This is a genomic window from Pseudofrankia asymbiotica (genome assembly GCF_001983105.1).
Taxonomy (GTDB): Bacteria; Actinomycetota; Actinomycetes; order Frankiales; family Frankiaceae; genus Pseudofrankia; species Pseudofrankia asymbiotica.
The window spans coordinates 153088-168286 of the sequence record NZ_MOMC01000022.1; the positions used below are offsets into that span (position 1 = coordinate 153088).

The 15199-nt window shown below is 72.4% G+C and carries 14 protein-coding genes; 7 read left to right on the forward strand and 7 right to left on the reverse strand.

The genetic code is table 11. The features are described from left to right. Window positions 1–198: 198 nt before the first annotated feature. From BL253_RS12330 to BL253_RS12360, 7 genes are all read left to right on the forward strand, one after another. Window positions 199–2076, forward strand: coding sequence for a bifunctional 3-(3-hydroxy-phenyl)propionate/3-hydroxycinnamic acid hydroxylase (locus BL253_RS12330; protein WP_076816479.1), 1878 nt, complete (start codon window positions 199–201; stop codon window positions 2074–2076). Beyond that, a complete protein-coding gene (locus tag BL253_RS12335; RefSeq protein WP_076816481.1) occupies window positions 2073–2924 on the forward strand; it encodes an alpha/beta fold hydrolase in 852 nt (283 codons plus the stop codon). Before BL253_RS12330 ends, BL253_RS12335 begins: the two co-directional genes overlap by 4 nt. Continuing rightward, window positions 2921–3721: a 2-keto-4-pentenoate hydratase gene (locus BL253_RS12340; protein ID WP_076816482.1), complete on the forward strand. Its 801-nt coding sequence runs from the start codon at window positions 2921–2923 to the stop codon at window positions 3719–3721. The genes BL253_RS12335 and BL253_RS12340 overlap by 4 nt, the downstream gene beginning before the upstream one ends. After that, window positions 3718–4656 (forward strand): acetaldehyde dehydrogenase (acetylating), encoded by a 939-nt coding sequence (locus BL253_RS12345; protein ID WP_076816484.1) that lies wholly within the window; start codon window positions 3718–3720, stop codon window positions 4654–4656. The genes BL253_RS12340 and BL253_RS12345 overlap by 4 nt, the downstream gene beginning before the upstream one ends. Next, complete coding sequence (dmpG, locus tag BL253_RS12350) at window positions 4656–5708, forward strand: 4-hydroxy-2-oxovalerate aldolase (RefSeq protein ID WP_076816486.1); 1053 nt, start codon at window positions 4656–4658, stop codon at window positions 5706–5708. Before BL253_RS12345 ends, dmpG begins: the two co-directional genes overlap by 1 nt. A 46-nt stretch (window positions 5709–5754) precedes the next feature. Further along, complete coding sequence (locus BL253_RS12355; RefSeq protein WP_076816487.1) at window positions 5755–6477, forward strand: IclR family transcriptional regulator; 723 nt, start codon at window positions 5755–5757, stop codon at window positions 6475–6477. Window positions 6478–6734: 257 nt separating this feature from the next. Continuing rightward, complete coding sequence (locus BL253_RS12360) at window positions 6735–7328, forward strand: COG4315 family predicted lipoprotein (protein WP_198946248.1); 594 nt, start codon at window positions 6735–6737, stop codon at window positions 7326–7328. Window positions 7329–7404: 76 nt separating this feature from the next. Here BL253_RS12360 and BL253_RS12365 read toward each other — a convergent pair whose 3' ends face one another. The 7 genes from BL253_RS12365 to BL253_RS12395 form a co-directional block, all read right to left on the reverse strand. Beyond that, window positions 7405–8070, reverse strand: coding sequence for an anti-sigma factor family protein (locus BL253_RS12365; protein ID WP_076816491.1), 666 nt, complete (start codon window positions 8068–8070; stop codon window positions 7405–7407). Next, entirely contained in the window at window positions 8067–8570 is a 504-nt protein-coding gene (locus tag BL253_RS12370) for a sigma-70 family RNA polymerase sigma factor (protein WP_241834734.1), read from the reverse strand. Before BL253_RS12370 ends, BL253_RS12365 begins: the two co-directional genes overlap by 4 nt. Window positions 8571–8745: 175 nt before the next feature. Continuing rightward, on the reverse strand, window positions 8746–9750 hold the full coding sequence (locus tag BL253_RS12375; protein WP_076816597.1) for an alpha/beta hydrolase: 1005 nt from the start codon (window positions 9748–9750) through the stop codon (window positions 8746–8748). A gap of 192 nt (window positions 9751–9942) precedes the next feature. Continuing rightward, window positions 9943–11763, reverse strand: coding sequence for a flavin-containing monooxygenase (locus tag BL253_RS12380; RefSeq protein WP_076816492.1), 1821 nt, complete (start codon window positions 11761–11763; stop codon window positions 9943–9945). 28 nt (window positions 11764–11791) lie between these two features. Next, window positions 11792–13543 carry an FAD-dependent oxidoreductase gene (locus BL253_RS12385; RefSeq protein ID WP_076816494.1) on the reverse strand — a complete coding sequence of 584 codons (1752 nt, stop codon included), beginning with the start codon at window positions 13541–13543 and terminating at the stop codon, window positions 11792–11794. Between the two features lie 184 nt (window positions 13544–13727). After that, window positions 13728–14666 carry a 3-carboxyethylcatechol 2,3-dioxygenase gene (locus BL253_RS12390; RefSeq protein ID WP_076816496.1) on the reverse strand — a complete coding sequence of 313 codons (939 nt, stop codon included), beginning with the start codon at window positions 14664–14666 and terminating at the stop codon, window positions 13728–13730. After that, entirely contained in the window at window positions 14623–15180 is a 558-nt protein-coding gene (locus tag BL253_RS12395) for a MarR family winged helix-turn-helix transcriptional regulator (protein WP_076816497.1), read from the reverse strand. Before BL253_RS12395 ends, BL253_RS12390 begins: the two co-directional genes overlap by 44 nt. Window positions 15181–15199: the final 19 nt, after the last annotated feature.

The following is a 15199-nucleotide window of genomic DNA, read 5'->3' on the forward strand; positions in this document are numbered from 1 at the left end:
TAGATTTTTCGCAGTTATTGAATATCTGGTTGCATATACTGCACGCAACTCGATCGTTGCCGCATTGATCGCAACCGGTATCGATCCTCCCGCACCATTGATCGCCACAGCACTGATCGCCGCGGTGTCGCTCACCGCGGCGATGAGCGCTGGGCGCGGCACCCGCCGCGTCCGGCACCCGCCACCCGAGGAGTCGAGGTGTCCACTCAGGTCGGCACGGCACAGCCTGGCTCGCCGCCGCCCGCGGGCGCGAACGACGTCGTTGACGTCGCGGTCGTCGGCGCGGGCCCCTCCGGGCTGATGACCGCCAACCTGCTCGGCCTGGCCGGGCTGCGCGTCGCGGTCCTGGAAGCGGGCCCGGCGCTCATCGACTTCCCCCGCGGTGTCGGGATGGACGACGAGACGCTGCGGACCTTCCAGACGGTGGGCCTGGTCGACGACGTCCTGCCGCACACGATCCCGCACCAGCTGCTCGCCTTCGTCGACGCGAAGCAGCGCGACCTGGCCCGGCTCGCGCCACCGACCGCGGAGTTCGGCTGGCCGCGGCGCAACGGCTTCGTACAGCCGCTCGCGGACCGGGTGCTGTTCGACGGCCTTGGGCGCTTCGACAACGTCGACGTGCGCTTCTCGTCCCGGGTCACGGGCTACGCGCAGGACGCCGACGGCGTGACGCTGACCATCGAGACCCCGGACGGCGAGCGGACCCTGCGGGCGGCCTACGCGGTCGGCGCGGACGGTGGCGCCAGCGTGACCCGCGAGACGCTGCTCGGTCTGCGCTTCGACGGCAGCACCGCCGACGCGCAGTGGTTCGTCATCGACATCCGCAACGACCCGCTCGGCCGGCCCGGCGCGTACGTCTGCTGCGACCCGAAGCGCCCCTATGTCTCGATCAGCATCCCGCACGGCATCCGCCGGTTCGAGTTCATGCTCAAGCCCGGCGAGACCGAGGCGGACGCGATGACCGACGAGTTCCTCGCCCGCCTGCTCGCGCCGATCGTCCCGCCGACCGCGAAGGTCGACGTCATCCGCCGCCGGGTCTACAACCACCACGCCCGGCTCGCGGAGCACTTCCGCGTCGGGCGGGTCTTCCTCGTCGGCGACGCGGCGCACATCATGCCGGTGTGGCAGGGGCAGGGCTACAACAGCGGCATCCGCGACGCGTTCAACCTGTCCTGGAAGATCGCGATGGTGTGCCGGGGGCTGGCGGGCGACCACCTGCTCGACACCTACGAGTCCGAGCGGCGTGACCATGCCCGCGCGATGATCGACCTTTCCCGCCGTGTCGGGCAGGCCGTCTCCGTCACCAACCGGTTCGGCGCGCTGGCGCGTGACCTGTTCTTCCGGGGGCTGTCCGCCATCCCCAAGGCGAAGACCTACATCGTGACGATGAAGTTCAAGCCGATGCCGACGATGCGCGAGGGCGCGCTGACCCGGGTCGGATCGGTGAGCGAGCCGAGCCCGGTGGGGCGGCTGTTCATCCAGCCGACCGTGAGCACCCGAGCCACGCCGTCGGCGAGGCTGGACGACGCGCTCGGCCCGTGGTTCGCCCTGGTGGCGTGGAACAACGACCCGCGCCAGATCCTGGACGACGACGCGCAGCGCCGCCTCGCCCACCTCGGCGTCCGCCTGGTGGAGGCCCGCCCGGCGGTGCAGCTGCGCTGGGACGCGCCGCAGCCAAACGGCGGCGTGCCCGACGACTCGGTGCTGGTCGTCGGCGACCTGGACGGTGCGCTCAAACGCTGGTTCGACGCGCACCCGGAGTCCGTGCTACTGCTTCGACCAGACCGGATCGTCGCCGGCGCGAGCCCCGCGCACGCCGCCTCGGACATGGTCCGGGCCTTCGGGGCCGCGATCGGCGCCCCCGACGCGACCGCCGCCCTGCCCGACGCGGCGACCGCCGCCCTGCCCGACGCGGCGACCGCCGCCCTGCCCGACGCGGCGACCGCCGCCCTGCCCGACGCGGCGACCGCCGCCCTGCCCGACGCGGTGCTCGCCGTGCCTGGCGCCGCGTCCGCTCTGTCCGACGCGGGGCCCGCTCTGTCCGACGCGGGGCCCGCTCTGAAGGAGAACGCATGACGCTGTGGACGGACCTGGCCGGCCTGGACTACACGGTGCGCCACGTCGACGTGGGGCACTGGTCGACCCGGGTGCTGGAGTGCGGCGCCGGTGAGCCGTTCGTCCTCATGCACGGCACCGGCGGCCACCTGGAGGCCTTCACCCGCAACCTGCGCGCGCTCAGCGCCAAGTACCGGGTCATCGCCTACGACTACCCGGGGCACGGGTGGACGACGACCTCCACGAAGGACCTGGAGATCGAGGACTACATCGATCACCTCGTCGGGCTCCTGGACGTCCTCGGCCTTGAGCGCGTCCACCTGTCGGGTGAGTCGCTCGGTGGCTGGGTCGCGGTGAAGTTCGCCGCCCGCTACCCCGAGCGCGTCGGTCGGCTCGTCCTCAACACCCCGGGCGGGACGATGGCCACCCCCGAGGTGATGGAGCGCATCCGGTCGCTGTCCCAGGCCGCGGCCGACGACCCGAGCGAGGAGCGCATCCGCGCCCGGCTGTCGTGGCTGATGGCTGATCCCGCCGCCTCGGTCACCGACGAGCTGGTCGCGATCCGCCGCGGGGTGTACAGCCGGCCTGGCTTCGCCGAGTCGATGCGGCACATCCTCTGCCTGCAGGACCCCGAGATCCGCCGTCGCAACCTCGTCACCGACGAGGAGCTGGCCGCGATCACCGCGCCGACGCTGGTCGTCTGGACCAGCGACGACCCGTCCGGCCCGGCGAAGGCCGGCCTCGACATGGCCGAGCGCATCCCGGCCGGGGAGTTCCGCCTCATCAAGAACGCCGGCCACTGGCCCCAGTGGGAGCAGCAGGAGGAGTTCGACTCGATCGCGCTCGAGTTCCTCGGGAGGGACCGATGACCGCCACGACAGCGTCCGTCGAGGCCGCCGCCGACAGGCTTCAGCTGGCGACCGCGTCCGGCATCCCGTGTGCCCCGATCACGGACCTGGTCCCGGCCGGCGACATCGACGCGGGCTACCAGGTGCAGAGCCGGCTCACCGAGCGCCGGCTCGCGGCGGGCGCCCGGATCGTCGGGCGCAAGATCGGTCTCACGTCGGCCGCCGTGCAGAGCCAGATCGGTGTCGACCGGCCCGACTTCGGTGTCCTGTTCGACGACATGCGCTACGCCGACGACGAGTTGATCGAGATGGGCCGGCTGCTGCAGCCGAAGGCCGAGGCGGAGGTCGCCTTCCTGCTCTCCCGCGACATCGAGGACGCGTCCGACCCGGCCGTGGTCCGCGGCGCGGTGGAACTGGCGTTCCCCGCGCTGGAGATCGTCGACAGCCGGATCGCGGACTGGAAGATCGGCATCACCGACACGGTCGCCGACAACGCGTCCTCGGGCGTCTTCGTGATCGGCGCGGTGGGAACGCCGCTCGACGCGGTGGCGCCCGTCGACGTCACGATGACGATGCGCCGCGGCGACGAGGTCGTCTCGGCCGGCACGGGCCACGACTGCCTGGGCGACCCGCTGAACGCGCTGGCCTGGCTCGCCGCGACCCTCATCGAGGTCGGGACGCCGCTGCGCGCGGGTGATCTCGTCCTGTCGGGCGCGCTCGGCCCGATGGTCTCCGTCTCGGCCGGGGACGTCTTCGTCGCCGACATCGCGCCGCTCGGCACGGTGACCGCCCGGTTCTCAGGAAAGGACGAGGGATGACGGAGAAGACGGGGGTCGCGATCGTCGGCTCCGGCAACATCGGCACCGACCTGATGATCAAGATCCTGCGCGGGTCGTCGGACCTGCGCGTGGTCGCGATGGTCGGCATCGACCCGAACTCGGACGGCCTCGCCCGCGCGGCCCGCCTCGGCGTCGCCACGACGGCCGAGGGCGTCGCTGGGCTGATCAGGATGCCCGAGTTCGGTGAGGTGGAGATCGTCCTCGACGCCACCAGCGCCGGCGCGCACATCGCGAACGCCAAGCTGCTGGAGCCCTACAACCTGCGCCTCGTCGACCTCACCCCGGCAGCGATCGGCCCGTTCGTGATCCCCGCGGTGAACTTCGAGGACCACCTCGACGCGCCGAACATCAACATGGTCACCTGCGGCGGCCAGGCCACGATCCCGATCGTGGCGGCGGTGTCCCGGGTGACCGAGGTGCCCTACGCGGAGATCGTCGCCTCGGTCTCGTCGAAGTCGGCTGGTCCGGGGACGCGGGCGAACATCGACGAGTTCACCGAGACCACCGCGCACGGCATCGAGCAGGTCGGCAAGGCCCGGCGCGGCAAGGCGATCATCATCCTCAACCCGGCCGAGCCGCCGCTGATCATGCGCGACACCGTGCTCTGCCTCATCGGCGGCGCCGACCATGACCAGGTGCGGGCCTCGATCGAGCGGATGGTCGCCGACGTGGCGACCTACGTCCCGGGCTACCGGCTCGTGCAGAAGATCCAGTTCACGCCCGTCGACCCGGCCGAGATGGCGACCCTGCTGCCCGCCGGCGCCGGCCCCGTCGACACCAAGGTCTCCGTGTTCCTGGAGGTCGAGGGCGCGGCCCACTACCTGCCCGCCTACGCGGGCAACCTCGACATCATGACCTCCGCCGCGATGCGCGTGGCGGAACGGATTGCCCAGCGCGCGAAGGCGGCGGCGTGATGACTGAGACCACGACACCGGACACCACCACCCCCGCCCCCACGGCGAAGCCGTACATCCAGGACGTGACGCTGCGAGACGGCATGCACGCGCTGCGGCATCGGATCACCCCCGAGCTGGTCGGCCGCATCGTCGACAACCTCGAGGCCGCCGGCGTCGGCGCGATCGAGATCGCGCACGGCGACGGCCTCGGCGGCTCGAGCCTGAACTACGGCCCCGGCAGCAACACCGACTGGGAGTGGATCGAGGCGGCCGCCGCGCACGCGAAGAGCGCGGTCCTCACCACGCTGCTGCTCCCCGGCGTCGGCACGATCCACGACCTGCGCCGCGCCCACGACATGGGCGTCCGCTCCGTCCGGATCGCCACGCACTGCACCGAGGCCGACGTGGCCGCGCAGCACATCGCCGAGGCCCGCGACCTCGGCATGGACGTCTCCGGCTTCCTCATGATGGCGCACATGATCGGCTCGAAGGAGCTGGCCGAGCAGGCGCTGCTGATGGAGTCCTACGGCGCGCACTGCGTCTACATCACGGACTCCAGCGGGCGGCTCACGGTCAACGACATCCGCGAGCGGGTCCGCGCCTACCGCGAGGTGCTGAGGCCCGAGACGCAGGTCGGCATCCACGCCCACGAGAACCTCTCCCTCGCGGTCGCCAACTCGGTGGCCGCCGTCGAGGAGGGCGCGTTCCGGGTCGACGCCTCGCTCACCGGCCTCGGCGCCGGGGCGGGCAACGCCCCGATCGAGGCACTGATCGCGGTGGCGAACATCCTCGGCTGGGAGACCGGCTGCGACCTGTTCGCGCTGCAGGACGCCGCGGAGGACATCGTCCGCCCGCTGCAGGACCGGCCGGTGCGCGTCGACCGCGAGACGCTGACCATCGGCTACGCCGGCGTGTACGGCAGCTTCCTGCGCCACGCCGAGATCGCCGCGGCGACGTACGGCGTGGACGCCCGCGAGATCCTGCTGGAGGCCGGCCGGCGCAAGCTCGTCGGTGGCCAGGAGGACATGCTCACCGACATCGCGCTCACCCTGCAGGCCCGGGCATCCTGACCATCATCACAGCGCGCGCCGCCCAGGCCCCGGCGGTGCCGAAACTATGCTGAACAGCGTGCCGGAGCTGACGGCGGCCACGCCGAGCAAGGTGCGCGACGGGAACCAGACGCTCGCGCGCGGGCTGCGCGTGCTGCTCGCGATCGCCGACTCCAAGTCGGGGATGACCGTGCAGCAGGTCGGCGACATGCTCGGCGTGCACCGGTCGATCGCCTACCGGGTGCTCCAGACCCTGGTCGACTTCGACCTCGCCGCGCGCAGCAGCGAGGGGACCTACATCCCGGGCGCCCGCCTCGCGACCCTCGCCGAGGCGTTCCTCCCCACGCTGCGCGACGCGACCGCCCCGATCATGCGCTCGCTCGCCGACCGGCTGCAGTCGACGGTCATGCTCTTCGTCGCGCAGGGCGAGGACGCGGTCGCGATCGCGATGACGGAGCCCACGACGGCGCCGCACCACCTGGCCTTCCGGCCGGGCATGCGCACGCCGCTGACCCGGGGCGCGGCAGGCTACGCGATCCTCGCCGCCGATCCGCCGTCCGTGGGGGAGCCCGAGGAGGTCGCGCACGCGCGCGACGTCGGCTACGCCCGCAGCCACGCTGAGGTCGAGGCCGGCCAGTACGCCGTCGCGGCCTGGATCCCGATGACCGGCACCGCGACCCGCGCCTGTCTGAACCTCATCACCTACCGCGAGGACGTCGCCGAGGCCGCCGGCCCCGAGATGCGCCGCGCCGCCGACCAGGTCGCCCGCGCCCTGCGCCGCCAGGCGTGAGCCGCGGTAGGCGCGGATGTCCCCCCTCCCGCCATCGCTGAGAAGACCGCCGATCGATCGGGCCAACAGCTGGTTGTCGCGCTCGTCCTCGCCATCGGCTGGCTCCGCTGGGTGGCCGGCGGCGTCAGGTGGCGCATTGTCGCTCTCCCGACTCGTTGAACCGATCTCGGCCCGGTGCCGTGCCTTGGTGTGACCGCGGAACCGGTGGCCGCGACGAGGCCTGGCCGCCGGGGCGAGCGGCCGACGAGGAGATGATCATGAAAGAACCAAGGATGCGTCGGCTGCCGGTCCCGGCGACGCTGACCCTGCCGGTAGCCGCTACGGCGTTGCTGCTCGCGGCGTGCGGCGGCGGGACGTCGTCGACGTCGACCAGCCCGGCGACCGTGGGAGCGAACCCGTCCACGGCGGCGAGCGCATCAGCGCCGGCAAGCGGATCGGTGGTGGGTGGCACGACGGTCGCCACGGGGTCCGGTCCGGCGGGCACCTTCCTGACCGACGGCAGCGGCAAGACCCTCTACCTGTTCATGGCCGACAAGGCCGGCGCGTCGACCTGCGCGGGTGCATGTGCCAGGGCCTGGCCTCCCCTCACAACGACGGCCGCGCCGGCCGCGTCCGGGGCCGCGCTCGCCAGCGACCTTGGCACGATCATGCGCTCGGACGGGACGACGCAGGTGACCTACCACGGCCACCCGTTGTACTACTACGAGGACGACAAAAAGGCCGGGCAGACGGAGGGCCAGGGCAGTACCGAGTTCGGCGCCAAGTGGTGGCTGGTCGCGCCGTCCGGCTCGGCGATCACCACCGGCGGGTCGGGCAGCACCGGCGCGGGCGCCGGCGGCGGTGGGTACTGATTCGACGTGGCTGTCCCGCCGCGGCGCACAGCCGCGGCGGGACGAGCTCACTGGAGTCCTCGGCCAGCGTGTGGCTCTAGACAGCCAGGGTGAGGATCGCCGTCCCGTCCGGCTTGGTGATGTTCACGCTCGAGATCTGCTCGGGCGTCAGGGCTGTGCCGCCGGTGAGGGAGACCTTCCGCCCGGGATCGAGCCGCCAGCTGCCCGCGTCGTACGCGTCGCCGTCGGCGTCGTACGCGACCAGCTTGTACTCGTAGCCCGGGGCGACGGAGGCGTCAGGCCGATACCAGCAGGTCAGGTCGATCTCGGTGCCCCACTGGGTGGCCCGCAACGCGACGGCGGCGCTGACCGGGCTCGCGACCAGCGCGGTCATGGCCCGCGGCGCCGGCGTCGCCTGGCCGTTCGGCGGCACGGCGGTGACGACGACGGCGGTCAGGCTCGCCGCCGCGACCAGGCCCAGGCCAGCGGTGAGCCAGCGCCGACGGGTCCGTTCCCTGCCGGCGACGCGCAGCAGCCCGGGCAGCAGAATGTCGGGAACCGGTTCGACCGGGGCGCCTGCCGGCTCGGCGAAGGCGCTTTCGTCGAGGCCGGCCAGCAGCGGCGGAACCCCGACGATCTCGGCCACATTGGCCTGGCACTGCGGGCAGGTCGCGAGATGGGCCTCGAAGCCGGCCCGCTCCGCCCGATCGAGCCCCCCAAGCACGTAGGCGGCGTCGAGGTGAGCGTACGGATCGGCGCTCATGAGACACCTCCCAGTTCGTCGATGGCCAGCCGCAGTGCCCGCAGCGCGAAATGGGTGCGCGATTTCACCGTGCCCGGCGCGATCCCCAGGGCCTGCGCCGCCTGGCCGACCGAGCTGCCGCGGAAGTAACACTCCCGCAGCACATCCCGATGTTCCTTGGACAGTCGGCGCAGCGCGGCCGCCACCAGTTGGCGGTCGACGACGTGCTCGGCGGGGTCGTCGACCGGCTGCTCGGGAACGCGGTCGGTCACGGTCTCATGGTGGCTGCGGGCTGCGCGCCACTCGTCGATGGTGATGCGTCTGGCCACCGTGAACAGCCACGGCCGCGGCGAGCCGCGAGCCGGGTCGAGCACCCCCGGGTTGCGCCAGGCGCGCAGCAGGGTCTCCTGCACGATGTCCTGCGCACGGGTCCGGTCGCCGCCGGTCAGCCCCAGGACATAGGTCCACAGCGCGCCAGCGTGCTGGTCGTGCAACGCGCGCAGCAGGTTCTCGTCGCTCACACCCTCCCCCGGACCTGACCGCCCGCCGTCCCGCGCGAGCGCGCGACTCACCAGCCGGCCCCGTCCTGAAGAACTCTGCCGCCCATTCCCCTTCACACGTAAGCCAGGGGCATTTGGTTCAACGGCGGGTCCGGCTCGACCAGGGGCCGTGGCGCGGCTCCCGACGAGCGCGTGACTACCCGGCCGGGGTGAACGCCGCGGCGAGGGCGGCGTAGACGTCGCGCAGGAGCTGGGCGGTGCGAGGCGTCTTCGGGATCGCGCCGAAGCCGCCGTGGATGACGCCGGGGTAGACGTGCAGCTCGGTCGGGACGCCGGCGTGGGAGAGGCGGGCCGCATAGTCCACGATCTCGTCGACGAACGCGTCCACGTCGCCGCAGCAGAGGTAGGCGGGCGCGAGGCCGGAGAGGTCGGTCGCGCGGGCCGGGGCCGCGGTCGGGGGGACGTCGTCGCCGGCCAGGCCGCCGAGGTACGCCTCCCACGACAGCCGGTTGGCGCGCAGGTGCCACAGGCCCCAGTGGCCCGGGTCCTCGATCGCACGGATCGACGCGGTGAGCTCGCGGTCGTCGAGCATCGGGTAGATGAGCAGCTGGAACGCCGGCTGTGGGCGGCCGGTCTCGCGTAGCCGCAGGCAGAGCGCGGCGGCTACGCCGGCGCCGGCGCTCGCGCCGCCGACCGCGAGCCGCGCCGGGTCGACGCCGTACGCCGCCGGGTCCCCGGCGATCTGGCGCCACACCGTCTCGGCGTCGTCCAGTCCGGCCGGGTACGGGTTCTCCGGAGCGAGCCGCCAGTCGACGGAGACGACCGCGCAGCCGAGCTCGATCACCATCCGGTCGAGGCGGTCGTCGTTCTCGTCCAGGTTGCCCATGATGTAGGCGCCGCCGTGCAGCCAGAGCAGGCAGGGCAGCGGCGCGGCCGCATCGGCTCCGGCCTCGCCGGGGCCAGAGCCGGCCGGGCGGTACCACCGCACGGTCACGTCGGGACGGCCGTCGACGCCGGGGATCTTCTCGTCGAGCCGGGTGACCTGTGGTTTCGGCGGCGCGGGGGGAGCGGCGACCGCCCCGTAGGAGACGCGGATCGTGTCGACGGAGGTCAGGTCCCAGCGTGCCAGCCGGTCGAGGACCGCCACGGTCCCGGGCTCCACGCGCGCTTTCACGTCGATGGCGGGCCCGGCCGAGCTCATCGGTGCGGCGTCCTCGGGCACTGTGCGCTCCCGTCGGTGGGTGATCGTGACTTACGTGTCGTCGTGGTCGCGCTCGGGGCTGGAACACGACCACGACGACACGTGCTTGGTGATCAACGCGGCCGCCGCGGTGCGGGGCCTGACGTCTCGGCCGTCGGGATGGGCCTGCCCGTCAGGATGGCTTGTGGGCCGTCAGGTCGCGGTCGATCCGTCCGGAGCCGGTCGGCTCGCCGTCTCCGGGTCGACCGGCTCGATGCCCTCCTCGATGGCCTTGATGAGCAGGGCCATGAAGCGGGTGTAGAAGCGGGCCATCCGGATGAAGCCGGTGCCGAACCAGAGGCCGGGCTGGGCGGAGCGGCGCCAGGTGTTGGCGTACTCGCCGTCGGCCGCGCGGCCGTAGGCCTTGTCGATCTTCTCCGCGGCCTTGCCGAGCACGGGCTGGAGGTGGCCCCAGAACTGGTGGTAGCCGGTCGCGAAGACGATGAGCTCGACGTCGTCCATGGTCGAGCCGTCGGTGAAGGTGACCGTCTTGCCGTTGATCTCGGCCAGCTCGACGCCCTGCCTGAGCTTCACCCGGCCGTCGGCGATGAGCTCGGAGGCGCCGATGTCGATCTGGTAGGCGTCCCGGCCGGACATGTGCGCGCCGATGATGCCCGTGCCATCCGGTCCCCACTCGAGCTTGAAGCCCTGGGCCTCGAGCCGGTCGAGCAGCGGGCGGTCCGCCTCGGCGGCCTCCTTCACCAGCCGCTTGTTCAGCTCGTCCACCCGCACGTTGGGCAGCGAGTAGGTCATCTGGTCGGCGAAGTCCGGGGTGTACGGCATGTCCTCGGTGAACAGCGTCGACCAGTAGCGGTGGTAGGACTCGTAGGTGACGACGTAGGTCGCGCCGCGTTGCACCATCGTCACGTCGGCGCCGTGCTCGTAGAGGTCGTGGGCGAGCTCGTGGCCGCTCACCGCGGCGCCGACCACCAGGACCTTCTTGCCGGGGAAGTCGGCGCCGTTCTGGAACTCGTCGGAGTGCGTCCAGATGCCCTGGTAGGTCTCCAGCCCCTTGATCGCCGGCACCCTCGGCGCGCCGAACATCCCGCCCGCGACGACGAAGTGYCGTGGGCGCAGCTCCTGGATCGACCCGTCGCCGCGCCGCACGTGGATGGACCAGCGCTGCGTCTCATCGTCGTACCGGCCCCGCAGGAAGGTGGTGGAGTTCCAGACGTTGACGTCCATCAGCTTCGCGTAGGACTCGATCCAGTCCGCGAACTTGTCCTTCGGGGTGTGCGCGGGCCAGTTCGGCGGCAGCGACATGTACGGCAGGTGGTCGCCGTAGACGGTGCTGTGCAGCGCGAGCGACGCGTAGCGCCGGCGCCACTGGTCGCCGATCCGCGCGTCCTTGTCGATGACGAGTGTCGGGACGTCGAGGGCGCCCAGCCGGGCCGCGATCGCCAGGCCGTTGTGGCCCGCGCCGAGCACCAGCACCGCCGGGTCCTCGTCGGCGAAGGAGGTCTCCCTGGCCCGGTCATGCGTCCACCGGGTGCGGCCCTCGACGATGCCGTAGACCTTCCCCTCCCGGCGGTGGTGGCGGATCCGCTCCGGGTGGTCGGCCAGGCCGATGACCTGCGTCTGCAGGGTCACCGCGCGGAACCTGCCCTCGTTCGGGACGAGCAGGACGTACGCGCGGTCGACGCGGTCGGAGGTGGTGAAGTCGAAGAAGGCGTTGATGCCGGCCTCGCCGACGACGGGCGCCTGTTCCTGGCTGGGGGCGAAGTCGGCGGCGCGCCATTCCTTGGCGAGCTCCAGGAACCGCGGCACCGTCTCGTCCCGCCCGACGGTGTGGTGGAAGTCCCAGGGGAACGCCATGAAGTCGCGCCAGGTCGCGTCCTCGGTGAACAGGTCGGACAGGGCGGGCTCGGAACCGTCCCGCACGGCCGCCGCCAGGTCGGATACCCAGCCGGTGAAGATCTGGGCGGCGTCCTGTGCCGTGACCTCCCCTGGGGCGCGGTCAACCGTCTGCGTCATCGTCTCTCCTACTCAGCCAGTGCCGATCTCAGCCAGTGCCGACAGAGTCGGTAGCGCCGCTGGGAACAACGGCGGGGTCGCGCGTGGGAACTACGGCGCTGGGAACTACGGCGCTGGGAACCAGGGCGCTGGGAACCAGGGCACGGTCGCGCACGGCGGCGCGGCCGGCGCCCAGGCCCCACACGCCGKCGACCGCGAGGGTCGCGCCGGCGCCGCCGTAGACCATGCCGGTGGGGCTCGCCATGACGTTGCCGGCGGCGTAGAGCCCGCCGATCACGTCGCCGTCGACGTCGAGGACACGCCCCTCGCCGTCGGTGCGCGGGCCGCCCTTCGTACCGAGCAGCGACGACTCGACCCGGACGCCGTAGAAGGGCGCGGTCTCGACCGGCCCGAGCGTCGAGTGGGGCGAGCCGGGGTCCAGCGTCGTCCGGCCGCCGGGAAACCGGTCGAACGCGCTCTCGCCGCGGCCGAAGTCCGGGTCGACGCCGGCGCGGGCATGGTCGTTGAACGCCGCGACGGTCGCCTCGACCTGCTCGGCCGGAAGGTGGAGCTTCCCCGCCAGCTCGCCGAGGGTGCCCGCGCGGGTCACCCACTCCGGCACGGCGGCGCCGGGCGCGCCGCCCAGGACGCCGAAGCGGTCGACCGTCGACTGGTCGAAGATCATGTAGCTGGGCAGGTTCGGGTACTCGAAGCGGGACGCGTCCAGCTCGTGGAAGGCGCCGCCGAAGGCGTTGTAGTTGGCCGCCTCGTTCGCGAACCGGCGCCCGTACCCGTTCACCATCACCGACCCGGGCAGCGCGCGCTCACGCGAGGCGAGCAGCCCGTTCGCGGCGCCGTCGCGGCGCACGCCCGGGAAGCTCACCGCCGGCGCCCACCAGGCCTCGCGCATGTTGCCGAGCTGGGCCCCGACACGCATCGCCATCCGCAGCCCGTCGCCGGTGTTCGTCGGCGCCCCGAGCGCCCGGGTGAGCGGGCCGCGCAGGAAGTCACGGACAAGCGCCGGGTCGTACTCGAAGCCGCCGGTGGCGAGCACGACCGCACCGGCCGACACCGCCTGGACGACACCCTCGGGTCCCTGGATCTCGACGCCGGTGACGGCCGTGACGCCGGTCGTGGTGCTGTCCGCCGTCAGCAGCCGCAGCCCGCGGGAGCCGGTGAACACCTCGACGCCGTGGCGGAGACAGGCGCCCAGCAGGCCCGCGACGAGGCCGCGGCCGAGGCCTTCGGCGCCTCGCTCGTCACGCCTGGCGAGTTCGCCGGGTGGGATCGCGCCGGTGCCGCCGCCCAGCGGTGTCTCCCGGATGAGCAGCCGGCTCGGGGCGCCGGCGATACGGTCCGCCCACTCGCCGAGGTCGGCCAGGCTGACGAGGCCGACCTCGATCGAGCGCCCGCCGCCCGGCAGGCCACCCGGCCGCTCGGGGTGGTAGTCGGGGTAGCCCTCGACGAGCTGGAAACGCAGCTCGGTGTGCCGGTGGATGAAGTCGACGTACTCGGGGCCGCCGTCGAGCAGCGCCTCGGCGAGCTCCGGCAGGATCATGCCGTTGGACAGGCTCGACAGGTACTCCTGGCCCCGCGCCGGCGAGTCGTCGACGCCCAGCTCGCGGGCGGGCTGGTTGCCGGGGATCCAGACGGTCCCGCCGGACAGGGCGGTCGTGCCGCCGAGCAGCTCGGCCTTCTCGAAGACGGCGACGCGCGCTGCTCCCTCGACCGCCGCGGCGAGCGCCGCGGTCAGCCCCGCCGCGCCCGAGCCGAGAACCACGACGTCGTATCTGTTGTGCATCGCACGCCCCTACCGCCGTGGACCCTGCGCACGAGACCTCGCGTGGAGATCTTGTGCCGTTCCATCATGTGCAGATAATGCACATTCCCGTTCTAATAGTGCAGCAGACGGAGATTACCTTTGGTGGTTGGACCGAGGCAAGAGCTCGCGCCTCGGCCAGTGGGCAGCTCGGTCGGTGRCCGGCTCAGCCGGTGGGCAGCGCGGTGGTCACGGCGAAGCCGGCGATGTACTCGGGGATCGGGCGGTAGTAGCGGTAGCCGACCTCGTACGGTCCGGCGACGGCCAGCGCCGCGTAGGCGGCGATCCAGGTACGGATCTCGTGCGCGCCCCCGCCGTGCGCGCCGATCTCGTCGTTGCTCCAGCCGTCGAGCTCGGTGAGTTTGCCCGCCCCGAGCAGGTCGAGGAACGCCTCGTCCCACTCCGGGGTCAGCGGCAGCCGGTCGCTCGTTCCGGCGGCCAGCCGCTCGCCCTCGGCGGCGGCGCCAGTGTGCTTGCGCTCCGCCTCCTCGGCGGTGAGCGGGCGGCCGGAGACGAGCCGCTCGGCGACGGGCGCGGGAGCGGTGTCGAGCGCGGGCACCGGCGGGTCGTGCGAGATGCCGCCCGAGCCGAGGAACAGCACCCGCTCGTCGCGCGCCGCGAAGAACCGCCCGATCGCCGTGCCGAGCGCCCGCGACCGCGACAACGGCCCGAGCGGCGGCGCCGCCGCGTTGATGAAGACCGGGATGACCGGGCGCGCGTCCAGGGCGCCGAAGAGCTCGCGCAGCGGCTGCGCGGTCGAGTGGTCGACCTCCATCAGGTGCGAGACCGGCAGGTCGACACCCGCGTCGAGGACGGCGCCGGCGAGCTCGCGCGCGAGCGCCGTCGGCACCGCCAGGTCGCCGGCGAGGCTGGAGTAGTCGCCGACCGCCCGGGCCGCGACGCCCAGGCAGAACGGCGGCATCTGCCGGTAGAAGAAGCCGTTGAAGTGGTCCGGCGCGAAGACGACCACGACGTCGGGGTCGACTGCGGCGACGAAGTCGCGGGCCGCGCCGAGCGCGCCCGCCACGTCCGCCTCCAGCTCCGGGCGCTGCTGGGTGATGTCAAGCAGGGGACTGTGCGACATGCAGCAGAGCGCCAGCGGCATCGGTTCCTCCGTCCTCCGGGGTGTCACCCCAGGCGTGACGCATCTTCGCGAAGATCGAGACCAGCGCCCGTGCCTCCTCGGCGGTGAGCCCGAGCTGTGGGTACAGCTCGGAGTTCAGCCGTCGGATGGCGGTGCGGGTGCGGGCCCGGCCGGTGCGGGTCGCCTGGGCGAGGGTGACCCGACGGTCCGTCGGATGCGCCCGCCGCTCCAGGTAGCCCTGCTTCTCCAGCTTGTTGACGAGGTTCGTGACGCTCGCCTGGTGCAGCTGCAGCGCCTTCGCGAGGTACGACAGCGGCACCGCGTCCTCGTTGAAGTACAGGACGACGAGCACCTCATAGCGCGCGAACGACAGCTCGACGGGGGCGAGGATCTCGTCGGCGCGCGCCATGAGGAGCTGGTGTACCCGCAGCAGTGAGGTAACCGCGATCATGCCGTCGGCGGTGTCGTCCCAGCCCTTGTCGACCCACAGGTCGTACGCGGCTTGGATCGGATCGCGGTTCCACTGCTTGGGCACGTCGGTTCGTCTCGTCTCG

What these genes read in the sequence shown, in the direction of transcription:
- BL253_RS12335 (WP_076816481.1), top strand. Translation starts at nt 2,073, where the DNA reads ATGACGCTGTGGACGGACCTGGCCGGCCTGGACTACACGGTGCGCCAC.
- BL253_RS12340 (WP_076816482.1), top strand. Translation starts at nt 2,921, where the DNA reads ATGACCGCCACGACAGCGTCCGTCGAGGCCGCCGCCGACAGGCTTCAG.
- BL253_RS12345 (WP_076816484.1), top strand. Translation starts at nt 3,718, where the DNA reads ATGACGGAGAAGACGGGGGTCGCGATCGTCGGCTCCGGCAACATCGGC.
- dmpG (WP_076816486.1), top strand. Translation starts at nt 4,656, where the DNA reads ATGACTGAGACCACGACACCGGACACCACCACCCCCGCCCCCACGGCG.
- BL253_RS12355 (WP_076816487.1), top strand. Translation starts at nt 5,755, where the DNA reads ATGCTGAACAGCGTGCCGGAGCTGACGGCGGCCACGCCGAGCAAGGTG.
- BL253_RS12360 (WP_198946248.1), top strand. Translation starts at nt 6,735, where the DNA reads ATGAAAGAACCAAGGATGCGTCGGCTGCCGGTCCCGGCGACGCTGACC.
- BL253_RS12365 (WP_076816491.1), bottom strand. Translation starts at nt 8,070, where the DNA reads ATGAGCGCCGATCCGTACGCTCACCTCGACGCCGCCTACGTGCTTGGG.
- BL253_RS12375 (WP_076816597.1), bottom strand. Translation starts at nt 9,750, where the DNA reads ATGAGCTCGGCCGGGCCCGCCATCGACGTGAAAGCGCGCGTGGAGCCC.
- BL253_RS12390 (WP_076816496.1), bottom strand. Translation starts at nt 14,666, where the DNA reads ATGCCGCTGGCGCTCTGCTGCATGTCGCACAGTCCCCTGCTTGACATC.